Genomic DNA, 19,557 nt, shown 5'->3' with positions numbered 1-19,557 from the left:
GACGCGACGTCACTATACTTTTGTTTCAGATGAGTTGGAGTAGACCACGTAGAAGATCTCGGGTCTCCGCCGGGTCCGGACTGTCCTCGCCGAGCCGGGTCATGACCCGGTCGTACTGAGCGACTTCCTCGCGCTTGTCCAGATACAGCGCACCGGTGAGCTGTTCCATATAGACGATGTCGGACAGATCCGACTCAGGGAATCGGAGCATCGCGAAAGCACCGCTCTCGCCGGCATGACCGCCGAAGCTGAAGGGCATCACTTGTAGCGTGACATTAGGCTGCTCGGACACCTCGATCAGATGTCTCAACTGCCCCTGCATCACTGCGCGGTCGCCGTAGGGTCTGCGCAGGGCCGCCTCGTCCAGGATGGCGTGCAGCCGCGGACCGCGCTCGGAGACCAGCACCTTCTGCCGTTCGAGCCGCAGCGCGACCCGGCGGTCCACCTCCGTCTGCGCCTGTTCGTGCACGCCCCGGGTGACGACCGCGTGGGCGTACGCCTCGGTCTGCAACAGGCCGTGGACGAACTGGACCTCGTAGAGCCGGATGTGCGAGGCCGCCGCCTCCAGTCCCACATATGTCTGGAACCAGCCGGGCAGCACATCGCCGTAACTGTGCCACCACCCGGCGACATTGGCCTCCTTGGCCAGGCCCAGCAGGGCGCCGCGCTCCGACTCCTCGGCGACCCCGTAGAGCGTCAGCAGGTCCTCCACGTCTCTCGCCTTGAAGCTCACCCGGCCCAACTCCATACGGCTGATCTTTGACTCCGATGCGCGGATCGAGTAACCGGCCGCCTCACGGGTGATGCCGCGCGATTCGCGCAGTCTCCGCAGCTGCGAGCCCAACAGGATGCGCCGCACCACGGAACCCCCACCCGGCCCTTCGGCCCACGACTCGCCTGCGGTCACGACTCCAACCCTCCCCAACCTCGTCATGCCTGCCGCCGGTCTCCGGCGCGGCCTACTCCTACAGAGTGAGGTACCCCCCGGACCCCAAGTGCGCGATTCTGCCACCAAAACACTTCAGTGCGTACTCATTCAGTTACGGATATGGGAAGCCCTTGGGGAGAGCATGAAAGACGTCAGAGAAAGATATGGCGAAGAAACGGCACGGACATGGACATGACGGTCAGCTGCACGTGCATCTGCCCTTGCATCTGCCGAACGCATTCGGAACCATGGTCCTCGCCGCACCTGCGTGCTCGTTCGTGTTGTAGCGTCACAGCCGCGATTCCCGGGAGTGCCTCGCATGGGGACGAATGGATCGACCATGCTCGAGCCGTTACGGCAGGGGCTTCCCCCCATCGATCCCGCGAGGGTCTCCAGCTCGGCCTCGTGCTCACTGCCCGGCCGCTTCGAGGCGGTCCGCGGAGCACGGCAGTTCACCAAGGTGACGCTGGGGGGATGGAGTCTGGGCGAGCGGTTCGACGACGTCTCGCTCGTGGTCTCCGAACTCGTCACCAACGCCCTGCGGCACGCGCTGCCCGACGACGCCGCGGGCGCGCTCCAGGATCCCCCGGTACGGCTGCATCTGATGCGCTGGCCCGGGCGGCTGGTGTGCGCGGTGCGCGATCCCAGCCCGGAGAGCCCCGGCCGTTTCGACGGCGAGGACACCCCGTTCCCGGATCCCCGGGGCACGGCGGAGTCCGGCAGAGGGCTGTTCCTGGTGGACTCCTTCAGCGACAGCTGGGGGTGGCACCCGCTCGCCGGGGCGCTGCACGGCAAGGTCGTGTGGGCGCTGTTCCGGCTGGGTTAGGCCCGGCGACCGGGCCGGGCCGTTCGAGCCGGGGAGCGGGCCCGGCTTCGGGGGGCGGGCCCGCTCCCCCTTTTCTTCTCCCGCCCCGGGGTCCGGGGCGGTCTCCCCCGCCGCGAGCCGGTCCGGTCCGCTCGGATGCGCTCCGGTCCGCCGGCTCCGGCGGCCGGGGCCGTACCGGTGTCCGCCGGGCCCGCCGCTCCCGGCCGTCCTGTCGGCCTAAGCGGTCAGCCGCCCGCCACCAGGTGGTCGAACTCCCCGTCCTTGACGCCCAGAAGCATCGCCTCGATCTCGGCGGGCGTATAGACGAGCGCGGGACCGTCGGGGTGCCGGGAGTTGCGCATCGCGACACTCCCCCCGGGCAGCTTGGCGAACTCCACGCACGAACCCTGGGAGTTGCTGTGCCTGCTCTTCTGCCAGACGACCCCGTGGAGCTCGGGGGACGGCATTCCGTTGTACGCGTGGTGCACGAGACGCTCCCGGGCTACAAGGTGCATGTGTCAACTGTCCCGGATCATAGCTCTGTTTCACGTGCCAATGCATAAGCGTTAGCACGGGCATATGCACGTGCACGCGGGGTATTCCCGCGGTTACAGTTCCAGCCCGTTACAGGGACGTTTCCCGCCGGTGCGGAGTTGTCTTCCCAAGGCCCGGGGGGCAGTTGAACACCCCAGGTCGGACGGGGACCGCGGCCCCTCACCCCCATGAGACGCGCCGCGGGCCGAATCGGATCCCCCATCACGTGACGGGCCCCATTCCGGGAGCGCTGAGCGAAACGGTGACGCAGTCGACGGACCCCGCCCTGCACCCGATGGCGTACGCCATGGACCCGGCGCGGCCCGGACCCGGCACGCTCTCTGCGGGATGACGCCAGGAGCGCGCCTTCGCGCGGCCCGGCCGCGGGCCGGATTCCCCTTCGTATTCCCCGCCGGAGAGCCGCCGGGACGCCCTGGTAGCTTGGCGCGGACCTTCAACCCAACCAGAGGGACGACTCCGTGCGTGTACGTACTTCCTTGACAGCGGCCGGACTTGCCGCCGCGGCCGCCCTCGCCCTGACCGGATGCGGCGACGGCGGAGAGAAGGACAAGGGCGACGACAAGGCCGGCCACGGCGACCACAAGGAGGAGCCCAAGGAGAAGCCCGAGGAGAAGGACGAGTCCGCGACCGCGCCTCCGAAGAAGGTGAGCCCCGCCGACGTCGAGGGCGAGTGGATGGGCCGGACGGACGGGAAGACCGTCACCATAGGCGTCAGAAACGGCGCCGTCGTCCTGCTCGCCGAGGGCGACTCCTGCACCGGCAAGGTCGCCGACCACGGATCTCAGATGCTCGACCTGAAGTGCGTGGGCGGCGGCGGGCAGCGGACGATGGGCACGATCGAGTCCGCCGACGGGAAGACGCTCGTCGTCTCCTGGGGCAAGGGGAAGAAGGACACCCTGACCAAGGCGGACCTGGGGCTGCCCACCAAGCTGCCCAGCATGGAGGCCGTGCCCTCGTCCTGAGCCGGCCGGAGCGGCCCGGGGACGCGTCGGGCCGCTCCGGGGCGGCCGGCTCCGTACCGGATCAGCGCCGGGCGCCGTCGTCCAGGGCGTCCGTCAGCTCCTCCAGCGCCTCCGCCAGCAGCGCGGTCCCGCCGCTCAGCACCGTCTCGTCGTCCTCCCACTCCGCGAGGGCCGCCCGCACCCGGTCCCACTTCAGGGGCCGGCGCTCGCGGACGGCCTTCGCGGCGCGTTCGGAGTCCTGCCGGAGCGCCTCGGCGAGGGCCGCCGCCTCGGGGACGGGCACCGCGCCGTGCTCCGGGAGATGAGCCTCCATCAGCATCGCGCTGCGGCCCATCTGGGCGAGCGCGTGCTCGGCCGCCTCCGCCCCGGCCCGCGTCAGCCCCCGGGCCCGTACCGGCTCGTGAATCGCCCGCGCCAGCGCCTCCTGCCAGGCGATACGGGCGTCCCGGGCGGCCAGCAGAGCCTGTCTGACCTCCTGATTGTCCACATCGGCCGGGTGGGCGTAGTGATCGACGACGGCCGCCGCGTACCGGCCGTCCGCCTTCAGCCAGTCCGCGAGCCGATTGCGCAGCCGGGGCGTCTCCCACGCCGGGTAGAGGGCGTACGAGACCATCGCGACCAGCCCGCCGAGCAGGGTGAGCACCACCCGCTCGGGCACGGTCTGGCCCGCGTCCTCGCCGCCCATGTTCAACAGCAGGACCACATAGGCCGAGATGCCCACATTGGCCGCGACATAGCCCGTGCGCAGCACCAGATAGACGCAGAAGGCGCAGAGCACGGCGAGCGCGCCGGAGAGATACGCCCCGGGGTGCGCGCCCTGGACCACGGCGGTGGCCACGCCGACGCCGACCAGAGTGCCGCCGAAGCGGGCGACCGAGCGGGCGTACGTCTGCGAGAAGTCCGGGCGCATCACCATCACCGAGGTCATCGGGGCCCAGTAGCCGTGCCCCAGCGGGAGGGCCGTCCCGAGGAGATAGCCCGCGCAGACGACCGCCGAGACCCGGATCGCGTGCCGCAGCACGGGCGAGGCCCAGCGCAGCTCGGCCCGGACGGCCCGGACCGCGCCGGGGAAGAGGCGGTGCAGGGGCGGCCGGTCCCGGTGCGCCTCCTCGCCCCCGCCCTCGCCCTGCGCGGTCTCCACCACATCGTCCATCAGCGCGGCCAGCCGGATCACCGCCCGCCGGGGCGGCCCGCTGAGCAGGGCGAGCGTGTCCGGGTTCTTCAGGGTGTCCAGCGCGCCCCGGGGCATCGACACGGACCTCCCCCGGCGGATCCCGTGCGCGGCCGCGTCGAGTACGGTCCCGGCCGCCGCCAGCACCTCCCGGACCCGGCCCCGCTCCGGGCCCTCGACCGGGACGCCGACCGCCGGATCGGCCAGCGAGGCGAGGACGGGTCTGATCCGTTCGGCGATCCCGCGCGTGCCGTGCAGCTCCGCCGGTCTGCGGCGGGCCTGGCGCGAGGTGACGGCGGCGGCGCTGCGGGCCAGCATCAGCGGGCCCGGGTCGAAGGAGGCGGTCGGGTCCTCGCGCAGCCGCCGCGCGTAGTCCGCCTCCGCCGCCAGCGCGTCCGCGAGCGCGTCCCGCTGGGCTGCCCAGCGGCGTACCGGGAACAGCACGATCAGCAGCGCCTGGACGCCCGCGCCGATCGCGATCACCGCGGCGTGCCCGGCGGCCTCCGCGAGCGAGGTCGGCAGCGTGATCGTGACCAGCATGATCGCCACATTCGATGCGGCGATCACGCCGACCGTGGTGCCCACCGCCCACGCCATCCCGGCGGCGAAGGTCCATACGGCGAGGAGGACGAGAAGGATCGGGAGATGGGCGGCGGTGAGATAGCCGAGGAAGGTGGAGACGGCGAGGCTGGCGCCGGAGGCCAGGGCGAGCAGGGGACGGGGGCGCCAGCTGCGCTGATACGTGGCGATCGCCGCCTGGTACGCGCCGAACGCGGAGCTGACCGCGAACACCGGGCCGAACATCGCCAGGGCCGCGCCGACGACGAGCGCGAGGCCGGCGGCTCCGCGGAGGGCGACGAGGGGTTCGAGGCGGTGGCGTTCGAGGGTGAGTCCGGAGCGGGCGGTGTCTTTGAGGGCCCGGAGCCACGTCATAGGGGGAGGGTAGCTCGATATGTCCTTTTTTCTGGTGATGGGGAGTTGGTGTGGGGGTCTTGTCGCGGCGCGTGGCCTTGTCGGGGGCGCTGCCCCCGAGGCCCCCGCGCCTCAAACGCCGGCGGGGCTGGGGAGTGCTCGGCAAGGCTGAGATTGCCCGGCGAGGCTGGGGATGAGCCAGGTCGCCGGCCGACTGCCGACCCGTGGGCGCCTCAAACGCCGGCGGGGCTGAGATGGGCCAGGTCGTCGGCCGGGTGCCGACCCGTGGGCGCCTCAAACGCCGGCGAGGCTGGGGGGTGCTCGGCAAGGCTGAGATTGCGCGGCAAGGCTGGAGGTTGCTCGGCAAGGTTGGGATTGCTCGGCGGGGCTGGGGATGTCGGTCGAGGTTTGGGGGTGGGTCAGGGGGCGTCGAGGAGGCCGAGGTGGGCGGCGCGGGCGCCGGCGGCGAAGCGGCTTTCGGCGCCGAGGCGGGCGACGAGGGCGGTGAGGAGGCGGCGGAGGGTCCGCTCGGAGCAGCCGAGGCGGCGGGCGATCGCCTCGTCCTTGGCCCCGGCGGCGAGGAGGGCGAGCACCTCGCGCTCGCGCGGGGTCCACTCCTCGGCGGGGCCCGCGCCGTAGGGGAGGCCGGTGCCCCAGTGGTGCTCGAAGACCCGGGCGAAGCAGGACGCGAGGCGGGCGCTGTGGAGGACGACGTCCTCGGCGGGCTCGGCGCGGCCCTCGGCGGGGTCGAGCGCGAGCACGGTCACGGCGCGGTCGACCACGTTCAGATGGAGGGGGACGGCCGTGGCCAGCCGTATCCGCGCGCCGTGCTCGTGCATCTGGGAGAGATAGCGGGCGGCCCCGGGGCGGCGCGCGGCGCGGGTGGCGACGAGCAGCTGGATCCCGACGCCCCGCGCGAGCAGCGCGAGATCCTCCTCCAGGCTGGCCTCCAGCGCCTCGGGCTCGGGGAAGGTGCTGCGCATGCCGAGGATCTCGTCCCGGCACAGGGCGTCCAGATCGTCCATCCGCTCCTTGAGCCGGGCCCGGTCGGCGAAGAACTCGGCCTCCACCACCTCGCGCCCGGCGGGCCGCAGACCGGGCATCAGCCGCAGCACGTCCTGGAGCGCGTCCAGCCCGCCGCGCAGCTCGCCCAGTCTGCGGCGCTGGTCGGCGACCAGCTCGTGGAGCGCGCGCTCCGGCGAGTTGACGTGCGGCCGGTCCCCGTCGACGAGTCGTCGCGCGGCGAGCCACTCCCGTACCTCCGGGGGCAGTTCGCCGCCGCAGGACGCGGCGTCCGGTGCGTCGGTCAGCTCGCGGTACGCGGCTCCCGCCGCGGTCTCGACCCGTTCGGGTCCGGCGTCGTCCCCGTACGGATCCTCGGCTGGCATGGTCCGACCCTAGGCGCGGCGACCCGGCTTGGCCATGGTGTTACCGACGCGTACGGCTCGTTGTCCGCAATCGGTCACGCCCATTTCGGCCGTGGTCAACCTTCCGCCGCCCCCGGTAGGTTGTCGCCACGCCCGGCGGACACGGAGTCCCCGGCGAGCGGCGATCCCGCCCGCCGGCCACCGTGCCGGGCGCAACGGCCGTCCTGTCGCGAGGGACGGGCGACCCGGTCTTCCCCCCGCGGTGCTGGTCACCGCGCGCGTCACCGTGCACCTCGCGCCGCTTCCCCCGCACCTCGCGTACGGCAGGAACGTGCTTCCCCCCTCACCGGCCGTCGGCACCGTGCGGCCGGATCACGAAAGGTGACAGCCCCTCATGCGCAAGACTCACCTCAGCACTCTCGCCATCGGCGCGCTCGGCCTCGCCGTCCCGCTGGCGCTGATTCCCTCCACCGGCTCCGCCGCCCCCTCGCCGGAGCCCGCCCCGCTGGTCAAGGTCGCCGAGGCCCCGGCCGCCGCCGAGATCAAGGGTCAGTACATCGTCACCCTGAAGAAGGGCGCCGACCCGGCCGGCCTCGCCGAGTCGAAGTCCGTGAGAACCGACTACGTGTACGACGCGGTCCTCAACGGCTTCGCCGCCGAGCTGACCCCGGCCCAGCTCAAGGCGCTCCGCGCCGACTCGCGGGTCGCCTCCATCGAGGAGGACCAGAAGGTCGTCTCCAGCGCGACGCAGTACAACCCGACGTACGGCCTGGACCGAATAGACCAGCGCAGCGGGCGCGACAACTCGTACACGTACAACCGCAACGGCTCGGGCGTCACCGCGTACATCATCGACTCGGGCATCTACACCTCGCACCCCGACTTCGGCGGCCGGGCGCGCAATGTGTTCGACGCCTTCGGCGGCAACGGCGCGGACTGCAACGGCCACGGCACGCATGTCGCGGGCACGGTCGGCGGCTCGACGTACGGCGTGGCCAAGGGCGTGCAGCTGCGCGGCGTCCGGGTGCTCAACTGTCAGGGTTCGGGGTCCTTCTCGGCGATCATCGCCGGTTTCGACTACGTCCGGCAGAACGCCGTGAAGCCCGCGGTCGCCAACGCCTCGCTGGGCGGCGGCTACTCGGCGGCCCTCAACAACGCGGCCACCTCGCTCGCCAACTCCGGTGTCCACACCACCGTCGCGGCCGGCAACAACAACCAGGACGCGTGCAACTACTCGCCCGCGAGCGCCCCCGGCGCCCTCTCGATCGCCGCCTCCGACTCCGGCGACTACAAGGCGAGCTTCAGCAACTACGGCCAGTGCGCCGACCTCTACGCCCCCGGGGTGAACGTCCTCTCGACCCGCTCGGGCGGCGGCACCACCACGATGAGCGGTACGTCGATGGCCGCGCCGCATGTCGCGGGCGTGGCGGCGCTCTACAAGGCGACGTACGGAGACGCCTCCAGCCCCACCGTCAACAACTGGATCATCAACAACAGCACCACCAACGCGATCCGGGGCAATGTGGGCGCCACCCCGAACCGTCTGCTGTTCAAGTCGACCCTCTGATCCTGTCCCGCTAGGGCACGGAGGGGCCCTGCACGTACCGCCCCTCCGTGTCGTAGGGCCAGGCGTTGGCCCGGCAGCCGAGCAGTCCCTTGATCTGCTGCATCATCGCCGGGGCCGGCCTGCCGGGGCCGGGGCAGGTCTCATGGCCCCGGCCCAGCTCATGGCCGACCTCGTGATTGATGATCAGGGCCCGGTACTCGGTCACGGGCCCGTCGAACTTCGGTGAGCCCCGGGTCCAGAGCTTGAGGTTGACGACCACGTCGTGGCCCACCCGGCAGTTCACATTCCCCTTGCTGGCCGGGGTGGTGACGAAGCAGAGCCGGTCGGTGGTGCCGGGGGTGGCGATCTTCACCGTGAAGTCGACCGGTCCGGACGCCACCAGCTGGAAGCCGTAGGAACCGTCCCGGGTCCAGCCCCGGGGGTGGCCCAGCACATCCGAGACGGCGCGGGCGGTCGCCGGTCCGGAGAGGCCGATCCCGTCCTCGATCTCGACCCGGAAGCGGCGGACCGGGCCCCGGCCGTGGCGTTCGCCGGAGAGCTGTACGGGAGTGAAGGTGCCAGGACCGTTCGCGAGCACCACCGGCTCACCGGACGACGAGGGCTTCTTCGATGTCTTCTGTTTCTCGGGCTTCGGCTCCGGCTCCGGCTTCGGCTTCGGCTTCGGCGTCTTCGGCCGGGGCGTGGGCTGCTTCGCCCCCGGCGCGGCGCCCTCGGGCGGCGCCGGACGCGCCGCGGTGCTGGTCGTCGGGCCCGGCCGGTCGCCCGCGCGGTTCGCGCCGGTCTCCCCGCTCCACCACAGCACGGCCCCGCCGCCCAGCCCCGCCGAGACGACGGCCACCGCGGCGGCGGACACGAGCGCCCGTCTGCGGCGGCGACGGCCCCTGCGCAGGGCGGTACGGCTCTGCCCGCCCGAGCCCCGTCGTCCCATCAGGCCCGCCGGTCACCGCGCGTGCCGCGCGGCACGACGCACCCGGAGGGAAACGGAAGCGGACTCCACGGCTCGGCCGAGGCGCCGGTGGTCGTGTTCGACGGCATGAGGCGGACGCTTCCTTCACTCGGGGCGGACGGGTTCACCCTTCAGGAGTGCTCCCGCGGCGATTCCGTTCCCGCTCCGGCGTCAGGCTTCGCTCACTGCGGGGACCGTCCCCGCACCGGGCGGCGCTCCGGAGACACCCGCGCCGCGTCGGCCGCCGCCCGTCCGCCGAGCAGACCGGCCTCGTCGCTCACGCCCCGCACCCGGGTGCTCGACGTCCTCGGGAACATCTCCTCCGCGCGGGACGCGACCGCGACCTCGCGGGTCGCCAGCACGGGCAGCACCTCGGCCGGCGCGGGCACGCTCTCGGCGACGGCGGTGAGCCGTTCGCCGAGCCGAACGGCGTACGCCAGCAGGAAGGACTGCCGGAACGTCTTCGTACGCTTGCGGCCGCCCGCCCGCTGGGACGCCTCCGCGCGGGTCATCGCCGCGGTGCCCTGGATCAGCAGGGAGGTGTGGAGCAGCTCGACCGATTCGAGGTCCGACTCGAAGCCGACCACGGTGGAGAAGCCGAAGTCGCTGTTCCAGACCGCGCGGCAGTGGTTCGCCGAGGCGACCGCGTCGAGCAGGATCGCCTTGGCCGTCTCGTACGGGGCGTCGACCCCGATCCGGCAGGCGGAGGGGGCGGTGTCCGGGGCTCGGCCCGGCAGCGCGGCCTCGTCCAGGCTGTGGCGGGCCATCAGCTCCTGGGCCTTGGCCGTGAGCGCCTCCGCCTCCTCCGGGAAGTCGGTCGCCTCGGCCTTGGCCAGCAGCGCCCGTATCCGGGCGAGCATCCGGGGCTCGTACCCCGCCGAGGGGACGAAGGCCGCGCCCGGGACCGGGCCCACCGGCTCGATCGGGGGGAGGCGGACCAGCAGTCGGTACAGCTCCAGTACGGCGGTGGCGCGGGAGAAGCGATCCGTGCGCCAGTCGGCGGCGTCCAGGTCGGCGAGCTGGGCCCGCCAGCGCGGCGGGAGGTGCTCGTACCGCCGCGACTCGGCGGCGATCAGTCCGGAGAGCAGCCGGACATGATGCTCCTCCAGGTCCCGGCGGACCAGGCGGACGGCGTCGGCGGGCTGCCAGCCGCGCTCCCAGGCCCGGCGGAGCAGCTCCTCGCCGCGCCGGGTCAGCTCGGCGTCCGCGGCCGGGGCCGCCGCCAGCAGGGAGGCCGCGGTGTCGAGGGAGGCGTCGCCGTCCCCGTACAGCGCGCCCGCCAGCGCTTCGTCCACCACCGTCGTCATCGAGCCGTCTCCTTCATCACCTCGATCATCCCAGGTGCGGGCGCGCCCCGGCCGCCACGGACGACGGCGCCGGGCGGGGGCGGCGGGCCGGTCGATCGCCGGCAGGTGTGTTCCCGGCAGGTGTGTTCCCGGAGGGTGCGCACCCGGCCGGTCCGTTTCCGGAGGGTGCGTTTCCGGCCGGTGCGTTGCCGGTCGGTCCGCGCTCGACCGGTCCATCCACAGGCTGTGGAGAGAGGCCGTGGGGGCGGGTGCGCGGAGAGCGGGCCGGCCGGCGGACGCCGTTCACGGCCCAGCGGGGTGATTGGCGCGATATCGACGGCCGGGAATCAAACACGCTCGGGTGCGCCTGTCGCCGGTACGACCCTGCCGCGTTCGCCGGCATCGCTCGTATCGCCCGTGTCGCGCGCGTCGGAGCCGCCGGAGTCCGAGGAGCACGGCCCGCCGGACCGGGCTCTCTCCCTCGGCGCGGGGGCGGCGCTTCCGGCGGCGGAGCTGCCGGTTGCGGAGCCGGGCCGAGGGCGCGTGGACCGGCGGCCCGGAGCCGGGGGCGCGGTCCGCCGGACCCGGGACGGAGGCTTACGGTCCGGTGGCCCCGGGACGGAGGCTTACGGGCGGGGGCGTACGGGTCGGAGGGCCCGCGCCGGGGGCGTGCGCGTCCGCCGGGGGCGGGCGGGGCGGTCAGAGGGCCCTGAGGGTCTTCTTCGCCAGTCCGTACGCCGGAAGCATCGCTTCCTGCTCCGCCGAGTCGAGCCCGCCCAGATGGAGTACCACCACGCCCTGGGGCGTCGCGAACGCGAACGCGTGCTCCTTCTTCGGCTCGCCCAGCAGCTCGTCGGTGTTGAGGTAGCTCACCTCGACCGCGTCGTACTCCCCCGCCCTGGTCCGGTGGTACTCCTCCTGCTCACGGCTCTTGGCGTTGTCGGCGACGAAGAGCTGGAGCGCGCGGCGCGGGTCCTCGCCCGCCCGCTCCCCGGTCCAGACCCGGAGGAAGCCGATGCTCCCGGCGGGCTTGGCGTCGATCTCGCAGACGAGGTTGACGGTGCTGGTGCCGGAGAGGCCGACTTCGGCGCCGAGCTTGACGGCCTCCGGCTTCCAGTCCTTGGCGAAGTCGAAGGTGACGGGGAGCGCGCAGGCGGAGCCCTTGGCGCCGACCGTGCCCCCCTTCACCACGGTCTCCTCGATCTCGGCGGGCTTCGCGCCCCCCGTCCCGTTGTCGCCGTGCGTCTTCCTGTCCGGCTCCGGCTTCGTTTCCAGAAGGGAACAGCCGGTCGTCAGTCCCGCCAGGAGCGCGACCGGGACCGCGCCCGCGCCCAGAATCGATGCGGCTCTTCGTATGCCTCGCGCCATGATTCCCCGCCCCTTGGTTTCAGTCAGACTGACAGCAGATCCGGCTGATCTTAGGGATACGTATCCGATGGACGAGTGAGAGGAGGTATGAGGTGGCCGAGAACAAGGACCTCATGCTGGCGGGTCATTGGTACATACCAAACGATCCGGAGCTGGCGGCGGACACTCAACGACGCTTCGCGTTGTGCGCGGCGTACAACGCGAACGGCGGCGCGGCCGTCGAGGACCGGACAGGCATTCTGGCCGAATTGCTGGGGTCGGTGGGGGAGCGGGTCAACATCCGGCCACCGTTCCAGTGCGACTACGGCGCCTATATTTCCATTGGTGACCGCACCTTTGTGAACTTCAACGCGGTCTTTCTGGACGTGGCGCCGATCACCATCGGATCGGATGTCCAGATCGGCCCGAATGTTCAGCTCCTCACGCCGATCCACGAACTGGACACCGAGCGGCGGCGGGCCGGCTGGGAGAGGGGCGAGCCGATCACGATCGGCGACAACGTCTGGCTGGGCGGCGGGGTGATCGTGTGCCCCGGGGTGACGATCGGGGAGAACACGGTGGTCGGGGCCGGTGCGGTGGTGACCCGGGATCTGCCGGCCGGGGTGCTGGCCGTGGGAAATCCGGCCCGGGTGATCCGCACGCTCGAACCGCCGGAGGCGCCGCCGGGGACGGCCGCGTCGCGGGAGGGGGCGGCTGCGCGGGAGGGAACGGCTTCGTCGCCGGAGGGAGCGTCGGAGGAGCCGCCGGGGGCGTCGGGCTGAGCCTTCCGCCGGTGGGGCGGGTGTTGCGCGAGGGGCGTTGTCAGACCCTGCTGCGACACTCGCTCTCATGGACGGACGATGGAGTCGGTGGGCTCTGGCGGCGGCGGAGGGCGGCGGGGCCCGGCTCGCTCCCCTCGGCCCCGCCGGGCTGCCCGCCGGCCCCGTCGTGACCGAGCCCGATCTGGTCGAGGCGGTGCGGTCGCGCCCCGAGGTGGGCCGATGGGTGTGGCGCTCCACCGCCGAGATCTATCCGAGGCTGCTGGCGGCCGGGGTGCGGGTCGAGCGGTGTTACGACATCGAGTGCGCCGAGCAGCTGCTGCTCGGCCATGAGGGACGGCTCGGCGAGCCCCGTTCGGCGGCCGCCGCCCTGGCCCGGCTGCGGGATCTTCCGGTGCCGGCCGATCCCCCGCAGCGGGCGGCGGAGCCGGGCGCGCAGTCCTCGCTCTTCGACCCGCAGCCGGTGCCGCTCCCGCTGGAGTCGCTGCTGGAGGTGTACGGGGAGCAGCTGCGGCGGCACGAAGCCGCCGAGCATCCCGGGCGGCTGCGGCTGCTGACCGCCGCCGAGTCGGCGGGCATGCTGGTGGCCGCCGAGATGAATCGGGCGGGGGTGCCGTGGCGGGCGGACGTCCACCGAGGGGTGCTGCACGATCTGCTGGGCGAGCGGTACGCGGGCGGGGGCGAGCCGCGCAGACTGGCGGAGCTGGCGGACGAGGTGTCGGCGGCGTTCGGGCGGCGGGTGCGGCCCGATCTGCCGGCGGATGTGGTGAAGGCGTTCGCCCAGGCCGGGATCAGGCTGAAGTCCACCCGGCGCTGGGAGCTGGAGGAGATCGACCACCCCGCCGTCGAGCCCCTGCTGCGGTACAAGACGCTGTACCGGATCTGGGTGGCGCACGGCTGGAGCTGGCTCCAGGACTGGGTGCGCGAAGGGCGGTTCCGGCCCGGATATCTGCCGGGCGGCTCCGTCTCCGGCCGGTGGACGACCAACGGCGGCGGCGCGCTCCAGATCCCGAAGGTGATCAGACGGGCGGTGGTCGCGGACGAGGGGTGGCGGCTGGTGGTCGCCGACGCGGATCAGATGGAGCCCCGGGTGCTGGCCGCGATCTCCCGCGACCCGGGCCTGATGGAAGTGGCGGGCCATGACGGCGATCTCTATTCGTCCCTGTCCGACCGGGCGTTCTCCGGCGACCGCGAGCACGCCAAGCTGGCGCTGCTCGGCGCGATCTACGGCCAGACCTCGGGCGACGGGCTGAAGAATCTGGCGGCCCTGCGGCGCAGATTCCCGGCGGCGGTGGCCTATGTGGACGACGCGGCGCGGGCGGGCGAGGAGGGCCGGCTCGTACGGACCTGGCTGGGCCGCACCAGCCCGCGCGCGGCCGGCGCGGAGGACGACGACGAGGCGGGCCTCCCCCAGGAGTCCGAGTCGGCCGACCGGCCCGCCCCGAAGGGTGAGTTCACCCCTGGCTACGCCTCGCTCGACGCGCGGGCCCGGGGCCGGTTCACCCGGAATTTCGTGGTGCAGGGCAGTGCGGCGGACTGGGCGCTGCTGATGCTCGCGGCGCTGCGGCGGACGACCTCGGGGATGCGGGCCGAGCTGGTCTTCTTCCAGCACGACGAGGTGATGGTGCACTGTCCGGCCGAGGAGGCCGAGACGGTGGTGAAGGCGATCCGGGAGGCGGGAGAAATGGCGGGAGAAGTGGTGTTCGGACAGACCCCGGTCAGATTCCCTTTCACGACGGCGGTGGTGGAGTGCTACGGAGACGCGAAATGAGGCGGACGAACGGCTCTTGGGATCCGGGGGTGATACGGCCGGGGGCCCGCACGGTCTGACCGCGCCGCCCCCGCCGCGCGAGGGGCGGGGGCCCGACGGGCGCTGACGCGCCGGGCCCGATGGCCGCCGGTCATCGGGCCCGGCCCCTGCGCGCGGGACGCCCCGGGGGCCGGATCATGAGCGGGTCACGGCCACCGCCGCCTTCAGGTCCGCCCGGAATGCGGGCCGGAGGCCGACCCGGGGCCCCGGCCGGTACACGGTGGCCCTGGTCCGCCCTCGAACCAGGAGGCGCACCTCGGCCGTCCCCGGATCCGGAGTCGGATCCGGGCCCGGAGTCGGGCGCGGTCGGGGGCTCAGGCCTCGAAGGTCTCGCGCAGCTTGGCCTCGTCCTCCTTGGAGAGATTGCTGCGGATCAGCTCGGCGCTGCCCGCCGGAAACGCCTCGTGGACCCGGTCCACCACGGCGTCGGAGGTGAGCAGGAAGAGCGCCGAGGTGCCCGGCTCCACCTCGCTGCGGACACTGGCGATGAAGTCGTCGTCGATGCCGACGTCGGCGAGCGAACCGCCGATCGCACCGGCCGCCGCGCCCACCGCCGCGCCGAGCAGCGGCACGAAGAAGATCAGACCGAAGAGCATCCCCCAGAAGGTGCCGGAGAGCGCGCCGGTCGCGGCGAGATTGTGCAGCTGCTTGGTCTTGGGCTGCTTGCGGTCGGCCGGCCAGCTCACGACGGCGGCGTCATGGATCTGGATGAGGCTCTGCTTCTGGAGGGAGAGCAGGGTCTCCTCCACCTGGGCCGCCCCCTCGGGAGTGGGGAACTTCCATGCGGTGAGCGTGGCCACGGAGGTCTCCTTCTGACGCTGGATTCACGACGGTGACGTCGCGTTCACGACGGCGGCCGCGCGCCCCGCCGAGGGGTGCGACGGCGGCGCGGGGCACCGCCCGGCACCCCCGCCGTCACCTGGATCCATCTCAGCACCGGGGCACGGTTCGCGCACTTTGTGCCGTTACGGCGTGATGGCGCGCACCGCAGGCCGCCACGGCGCGGTGGCGCGTAACGCCGACCGCGAGCGGCCCGCGCCGTCGGGCCGCCACGGCGCGGCGGCCCGTGCCGCAGGCCGCTCGCGGCGCGGTGGCCCCGTACCGCCGGGGTCGGCCGTCATGACTCGGCGGCCGGCGGCGCGGGGCGGCCGAGCACTCCCACCAGGCTGGTGAAGCCGTCGTCGGCGTGGCCGGCGTCCACGCCGCGCCGGAACATCCGCCGCACGACGTCCGGAAGCGTCGCGTCCACCCCGGCCTCCTCGGTGGTCCGCACGACATGCTCGGCACTGGCCAGCGCCATGGAGAGCCGCTCCAGATCCCCGGGGTGCTCCCCCGCCTCGATGCGCGAGGCGCAGAACTCCAGATACCGCGGGATCGTCGCCAGCAACGAGGAGGCCCCGGACAGGACGTCCCGCACCGGCACACCGTTCGCGTGGGCGACGGCGGTGGCGTGCGCGAAGGAGAGGACGGTGGTCCAGAAGACGTCCATCTGGAGCTGGTAGAGCAGTGCGGCGAGCCCCGGGTCCTCGCCCCGGTAATCGGCCGAGGTCAGCACCTCCAGGGTCGCCCGGTGCGCCTCGAAAACGTCCTCCGGGCCGCTGTAGTGGGTGGTGTTCGCCCGGTCCCCGATGCCCTCGGGGGAGCTGAGCACCCCTCCGGTGAGATAGCGGGCGCCGTGCCCGGCCGCCCATTCGGCCGCCTCCCGGGCCCGGCCGGGGGTGTCCGAACCGAGATTGACCAGCACCCTCCCGTCGAGCACCCCGGTCGCGGCGGTCGCGCCGCCGAGGACTCCGTACATCGCCTCATGGTCCGTCAGGCTCAGCAGCACCAGCTCGCCCGCGGCCAGCGCCTCCGCCGCGGTGGGGGCGAGGACGGCCCCGCGCGCCACCAGGGCGTCGGCCCGGCTCGCGGTCCGATTCCACACGGTCACCGGATGGCCCGCGTCGAGCAGGGCTCCGGCCATCGCCCGGCCCATCGGCCCGAGCCCGACGACGGTCACCGCTTCTCCGCTGTCTACACGTTTGCTCATGTCAATTCCCCGGACTAGAAAGGTCGTTCTATCCAGGCCAGAGGGTAGCACTCGACCAGAGCGAACGTTCTATTTAGTTTGGGTCAGGTACCACCCGTACGATCACACCACCGCAGAACCACCCGTACCATCACACCGTCGTACCACCCTCAGCACCGACCAGGGACATCGCTCTCCCGAGCCCGTCCGGAGAAAACCATGCCTGCACACAGCACCCGGGCCCGCAAGGCCGTCATACCCGCCGCCGGTCTCGGCACCCGCTTCCTGCCTGCCACCAAGGCCACGCCGAAGGAAATGCTTCCCGTCGTGGACAAGCCGGCCATCCAGTACGTGGTGGAGGAGGCCGCCCACAGCGGACTCGACGACGTCCTGATGGTCACCGGCCGGAACAAGCGGGCCCTGGAGGACCACTTCGACCGCGCCTACGAGCTCGAACAGCTGCTGGAGCTGAAGGGCGACAAGGAGAAGCTGCTCAAGGTCCGCGAGTCCAGCGAGCTGGCCACGGTGCACTACGTCCGCCAGGGCAATCCGCTCGGCCTCGGCCACGCGGTGCTGTGCGCCGAACCGCACGTGGGCGACCAGCCGTTCGCGGTGCTGCTCGGCGACGACCTGATCGACCCGCGCGACCAGCTGCTCGCCCGGATGCTCGATGTGCAGGAGCAGCACGGCGGCAGCGTCGTGGCCCTCATGGAGGTCGACCCCGAGCGGGCGCACCTCTACGGCTGCGCCGCCGTGCGCCCCCTGGAGGGCGGCGAGCGCGACGACGACGTCGTGCGGGTGACCGACCTGGTCGAGAAGCCCGAGCCGGGCACCGCCCCCAGCAACCTCGCGGTCATCGGCCGCTATGTCCTGGCCCCGGAGATCTTCGAGGTGCTGCACCGGACGAACCCGGGCCGCGGCGGCGAGATCCAGCTGACCGACGCGCTGCGCGAGCTGGCGGCCGACCCGTCCCTCGGCGGCCCGGTGCACGCCGTCGTCTTCCGCGGTCGGCGCTACGACACGGGCGACCGCGGCGAGTATCTGCGCGCGGTCGTGCGGCTGGCCTGCGAGCGCGAGGACCTCGGACCGGAGTTCCGCGCCTGGCTCTCCGAGTTCGTGCGCACCGACGGCCAGGTCTGAGCCGCTCCCGCCCCGGTCCGGAAGCCCCGGACCAGAAAGCCCGGCCCGGAAGCCCCGGGTCGGCGCCGGACAGCACGCCCCGGTCCGGAAGCCCCGGACCGGGCCCGGGCCCCGGCTCACGCCGAGCCGGGCCCCGGCCTCACTCCGGTCCGCTCCGGACCGGCCCGGCGGCGGCGATGAGTCCGCGCAGACCCTGCCGGTGGACCTCGTGATCCACCAGCGCGGGGAGCACCGCGTCGACATGGCCGGTCAGCGCCGGGAAGCGCTCCGGGTCGAGCGCGGCGAGCGCGGTGCGACTGGCGGCGACCGCGCCGCCGGGGTCGCGGTGGTCGACGAAGGTCGCCGCCCCCAGCGTGAACAGATACATCTGGCGGTAGACGGCCATCGCCCGGCCCGGCTCCATGCCCGCCGCCAGATTCGCGGCGATCTGCGGCTCGACCAGCCGGGCGAGCAGCTCGCGGCTGAGCCAGGGGCGGGAGCCGCGCAGGATCATCAGCCCCGGATGCCGCGTCAGCATCTCGTACAGCCGGGTGAAGCGGGCCTCGGTGGCCTCGGCCCAGGGCGTCTCGGGGCCGATGTCCGGCAGCTGGGCGGCGAGATGGTCGGTGCACAGATCGACCAGACCGGTCACCTCCGAGCCGCAGCGCCGGTGGACGGTGGTGTGCGAGACGCCCAGCCGTTCGGCCAGGGCGCGCAGATTCAGGGCCTGCGGGCCCTGCTCGTCGATCAGCTCCAGTGCGGCTACGGCGATGGCCCTCGGGGTGGCCCGGTCCAGGGTCTCTGACTGCCTCGGCATGGGGTACATCGTAAGTTACGCTGTAACACCCCTGGTGACATCCCCGCCCCGCCGGGCCCCGGCCGCGGGCGGACGGCACCGCCACTCCCCCCTTCGGAGCAGCCCGTGCGTCAGCTCAGCCTCGGTGATGTGGAAGCGGCGGCCGGCCGGGTGCGGGGCCGGGTCAGGACGGTCGCGGTGTCGCGGCTGGACCTCGGCCCCGACCGCGCGGGACCGACCGCCGCCGGCCCTTCCGGCTCGTACGACTCGTCCACCGCGTCCGCCGCGCCCACCGGGCCCGGCTCGGGCGAGCCGTGCCGGATCTGGCTGGCGCACGAGTACATGCAGCACACCGGCAGCTTCAAGGCCCGCGGCGCGGTGAACTTCCTGCGCGCGCACGGCGAGGCCGGCACCCTCCCCGCCGCCGGGGTCGCCATCGCCTCCGGCGGCAACGCCGGTCTGGCCTGCGCCTGGGCCGCTCAGGCCCTCGGAGTGCCCGCCACGGTCTTCCTGCCCGCGAGCGCCCCGGCGGTGAAGATCGCCCGGCTGGAGGGGTACGGGGCGGCCGTGCGGCTGGTGGAGGGGGAGTACGCGGACGCCGCCGAGGCCTGCGCGGAGTTCACGGGGGCGACCGGGGCGCTGCGCGGCCACGCGTACGACGATCCGTTCGTGGCCGCCGGGGCCGGGACCCTGCTGGAGGAGATCCGGGCGGCGGTCCCCGGTCTGGACACGGTGATCGTCGCCGTCGGCGGCGGCGGGCTCTTCGCCGGGGTGGCCACCGCCGCCGGGCGGCACGGCATCCGCACGGTCGCGGTCGAGCCGGAGCACAGCCGGGCGCTCAACGCCGCGCTGCGGGCCGGGCGGCCGGTCGACGTCGCCGTCGACAGCGTCGCCGCCGACGCGCTCGGCGCCCGGCGCGCGTCCGGTCTGGCCCTGGAGGCGGCCCGGCGCGGCGACACGGTCTCCGTCCTGGTCCCCGACGAGGCCATCGCCGCCGCCCGGCGCGCGCTGTGGGACGAGCGCCGGATCGTCACCGAGCTGAGCGGCGCCACCGCGCTGGCCGGACTGTCGCTCACCGCCGCCGACGGCGCGGGGTACGTCCCGGGGCCGGGCGAGCGGGTCGCCGTCGTGCTGTGCGGGGCCAACACCGACCCGTCGGACCTGGTCGCCGAGGTCTGACGACCACCGCCGGGCAGGTG

At 73.1% G+C, this 19,557-nt stretch carries 16 protein-coding genes and 1 pseudogene; 7 read left to right on the top strand and 10 right to left on the bottom strand.

Going from position 1 to position 19,557, the window contains the following annotated elements; all coding sequences use genetic code 11:
- Positions 1-25: 25 nt before the first annotated feature.
- Entirely contained in the window at positions 26-934 is a 909-nt protein-coding gene (locus ACF089_RS26060; protein ID WP_392031078.1) for a helix-turn-helix domain-containing protein, read from the bottom strand.
- A 313-nt stretch (positions 935-1,247) separates the two neighbouring features.
- Between ACF089_RS26060 and ACF089_RS26055 the strand changes: the two genes are divergently transcribed.
- Complete coding sequence (locus ACF089_RS26055; protein ID WP_392031075.1) at positions 1,248-1,754, top strand: ATP-binding protein; 507 nt, start codon at positions 1,248-1,250, stop codon at positions 1,752-1,754.
- A 224-nt stretch (positions 1,755-1,978) separates the two neighbouring features.
- Here ACF089_RS26055 and ACF089_RS26050 read toward each other — a convergent pair whose 3' ends face one another.
- On the bottom strand, positions 1,979-2,221 hold the full coding sequence (locus tag ACF089_RS26050) for a DUF397 domain-containing protein (protein WP_392031298.1): 243 nt from the start codon (positions 2,219-2,221) through the stop codon (positions 1,979-1,981).
- Positions 2,222-2,746: 525 nt separating this feature from the next.
- On the opposite strand from ACF089_RS26050, the gene ACF089_RS26045 reads away from it, so the two are divergent.
- Positions 2,747-3,250 (top strand): hypothetical protein, encoded by a 504-nt coding sequence (locus tag ACF089_RS26045; RefSeq protein ID WP_392031072.1) that lies wholly within the window; start codon positions 2,747-2,749, stop codon positions 3,248-3,250.
- 61 nt (positions 3,251-3,311) lie between these two features.
- Here the strand turns inward: ACF089_RS26045 and ACF089_RS26040 are convergent, their stop codons facing one another.
- Positions 3,312-5,354, bottom strand: coding sequence for an FUSC family protein (locus ACF089_RS26040; protein ID WP_392031069.1), 2,043 nt, complete (start codon positions 5,352-5,354; stop codon positions 3,312-3,314).
- A gap of 398 nt (positions 5,355-5,752) precedes the next feature.
- On the bottom strand, positions 5,753-6,721 hold the full coding sequence (locus tag ACF089_RS26035) for a LuxR C-terminal-related transcriptional regulator (protein ID WP_392031066.1): 969 nt from the start codon (positions 6,719-6,721) through the stop codon (positions 5,753-5,755).
- Between the two features lie 373 nt (positions 6,722-7,094).
- Between ACF089_RS26035 and ACF089_RS26030 the strand changes: the two genes are divergently transcribed.
- Positions 7,095-8,267, top strand: a complete 1,173-nt coding sequence (locus ACF089_RS26030) for a S8 family peptidase (protein ID WP_392031063.1) — start codon at positions 7,095-7,097, stop codon at positions 8,265-8,267.
- Positions 8,268-8,277: 10 nt separating this feature from the next.
- On the opposite strand, the gene ACF089_RS26025 is transcribed toward ACF089_RS26030, so the two are convergent.
- The 3 genes from ACF089_RS26025 to ACF089_RS26015 all read right to left on the bottom strand — a co-directional run bounded on the left by ACF089_RS26025 (position 8,278) and on the right by ACF089_RS26015 (position 11,867).
- Positions 8,278-9,195 carry a DUF3152 domain-containing protein gene (locus ACF089_RS26025; protein ID WP_392031060.1) on the bottom strand — a complete coding sequence of 306 codons (918 nt, stop codon included), beginning with the start codon at positions 9,193-9,195 and terminating at the stop codon, positions 8,278-8,280.
- A 200-nt stretch (positions 9,196-9,395) separates the two neighbouring features.
- On the bottom strand, positions 9,396-10,520 hold the full coding sequence (locus tag ACF089_RS26020; protein ID WP_392031056.1) for a DUF2786 domain-containing protein: 1,125 nt from the start codon (positions 10,518-10,520) through the stop codon (positions 9,396-9,398).
- 678 nt (positions 10,521-11,198) lie between these two features.
- On the bottom strand, positions 11,199-11,867 hold the full coding sequence (locus ACF089_RS26015; protein ID WP_392031053.1) for a lipoprotein: 669 nt from the start codon (positions 11,865-11,867) through the stop codon (positions 11,199-11,201).
- 113 nt (positions 11,868-11,980) lie between these two features.
- On the opposite strand from ACF089_RS26015, the pseudogene ACF089_RS26010 reads away from it, so the two are divergent.
- Together ACF089_RS26010 and ACF089_RS26005 are read left to right on the top strand one after the other, a co-directional pair.
- Positions 11,981-12,511, top strand: a pseudogene (locus ACF089_RS26010) (sugar O-acetyltransferase); the annotation flags it as partial.
- 184 nt (positions 12,512-12,695) lie between these two features.
- Positions 12,696-14,396, top strand: coding sequence for a bifunctional 3'-5' exonuclease/DNA polymerase (locus ACF089_RS26005; protein WP_392031050.1), 1,701 nt, complete (start codon positions 12,696-12,698; stop codon positions 14,394-14,396).
- 353 nt (positions 14,397-14,749) lie between these two features.
- Here ACF089_RS26005 and ACF089_RS26000 read toward each other — a convergent pair whose 3' ends face one another.
- Together ACF089_RS26000 and ACF089_RS25995 are read right to left on the bottom strand one after the other, a co-directional pair.
- A complete protein-coding gene (locus ACF089_RS26000; RefSeq protein WP_392031047.1) occupies positions 14,750-15,235 on the bottom strand; it encodes a DUF1269 domain-containing protein in 486 nt (161 codons plus the stop codon).
- A 317-nt stretch (positions 15,236-15,552) separates the two neighbouring features.
- On the bottom strand, positions 15,553-16,464 hold the full coding sequence (locus ACF089_RS25995) for an NAD(P)-dependent oxidoreductase (protein WP_392031044.1): 912 nt from the start codon (positions 16,462-16,464) through the stop codon (positions 15,553-15,555).
- Positions 16,465-16,662: 198 nt separating this feature from the next.
- Between ACF089_RS25995 and galU the strand changes: the two genes are divergently transcribed.
- Entirely contained in the window at positions 16,663-17,583 is a 921-nt protein-coding gene (gene galU / locus ACF089_RS25990) for a UTP--glucose-1-phosphate uridylyltransferase GalU (protein ID WP_392031042.1), read from the top strand.
- Between the two features lie 139 nt (positions 17,584-17,722).
- Here the strand turns inward: galU and ACF089_RS25985 are convergent, their stop codons facing one another.
- Positions 17,723-18,379, bottom strand: a complete 657-nt coding sequence (locus ACF089_RS25985) for a TetR/AcrR family transcriptional regulator (protein WP_392031039.1) — start codon at positions 18,377-18,379, stop codon at positions 17,723-17,725.
- 105 nt (positions 18,380-18,484) lie between these two features.
- Between ACF089_RS25985 and ACF089_RS25980 the strand changes: the two genes are divergently transcribed.
- The gene (locus ACF089_RS25980; protein WP_392031036.1) at positions 18,485-19,537 is read left to right on the top strand and encodes a serine/threonine dehydratase; all 1,053 of its coding nucleotides are present in this window, start codon (positions 18,485-18,487) and stop codon (positions 19,535-19,537) included.
- The last annotated feature ends 20 nt before the right edge of the window (positions 19,538-19,557 follow it).

The sequence above is a fragment of the Streptomyces sp. NPDC014894 genome, assembly GCF_043080985.1.
Classification (GTDB): domain Bacteria; phylum Actinomycetota; class Actinomycetes; order Streptomycetales; family Streptomycetaceae; genus Streptomyces.
This window is presented reverse-complemented; position numbering and strand designations above follow the sequence as displayed.

Excerpts from the sequence above, each read along its gene's own strand:
- ACF089_RS26055 (WP_392031075.1), top strand. The coding sequence starts at position 1,248 with ATGGGGACGAATGGATCGACCATGCTCGAGCCGTTACGGCAGGGGCTT.
- ACF089_RS26040 (WP_392031069.1), bottom strand. The coding sequence starts at position 5,354 with ATGACGTGGCTCCGGGCCCTCAAAGACACCGCCCGCTCCGGACTCACC.
- ACF089_RS26030 (WP_392031063.1), top strand. The coding sequence starts at position 7,095 with ATGCGCAAGACTCACCTCAGCACTCTCGCCATCGGCGCGCTCGGCCTC.
- ACF089_RS25985 (WP_392031039.1), bottom strand. The coding sequence starts at position 18,379 with ATGCCGAGGCAGTCAGAGACCCTGGACCGGGCCACCCCGAGGGCCATC.
- ACF089_RS26015 (WP_392031053.1), bottom strand. The coding sequence starts at position 11,867 with ATGGCGCGAGGCATACGAAGAGCCGCATCGATTCTGGGCGCGGGCGCG.
- ACF089_RS26005 (WP_392031050.1), top strand. The coding sequence starts at position 12,696 with ATGGACGGACGATGGAGTCGGTGGGCTCTGGCGGCGGCGGAGGGCGGC.
- galU (WP_392031042.1), top strand. The coding sequence starts at position 16,663 with ATGCCTGCACACAGCACCCGGGCCCGCAAGGCCGTCATACCCGCCGCC.
- ACF089_RS26025 (WP_392031060.1), bottom strand. The coding sequence starts at position 9,195 with ATGGGACGACGGGGCTCGGGCGGGCAGAGCCGTACCGCCCTGCGCAGG.
- ACF089_RS26060 (WP_392031078.1), bottom strand. The coding sequence starts at position 934 with ATGACGAGGTTGGGGAGGGTTGGAGTCGTGACCGCAGGCGAGTCGTGG.
- ACF089_RS26035 (WP_392031066.1), bottom strand. The coding sequence starts at position 6,721 with ATGCCAGCCGAGGATCCGTACGGGGACGACGCCGGACCCGAACGGGTC.
- ACF089_RS25995 (WP_392031044.1), bottom strand. The coding sequence starts at position 16,464 with ATGAGCAAACGTGTAGACAGCGGAGAAGCGGTGACCGTCGTCGGGCTC.
- ACF089_RS26020 (WP_392031056.1), bottom strand. The coding sequence starts at position 10,520 with ATGACGACGGTGGTGGACGAAGCGCTGGCGGGCGCGCTGTACGGGGAC.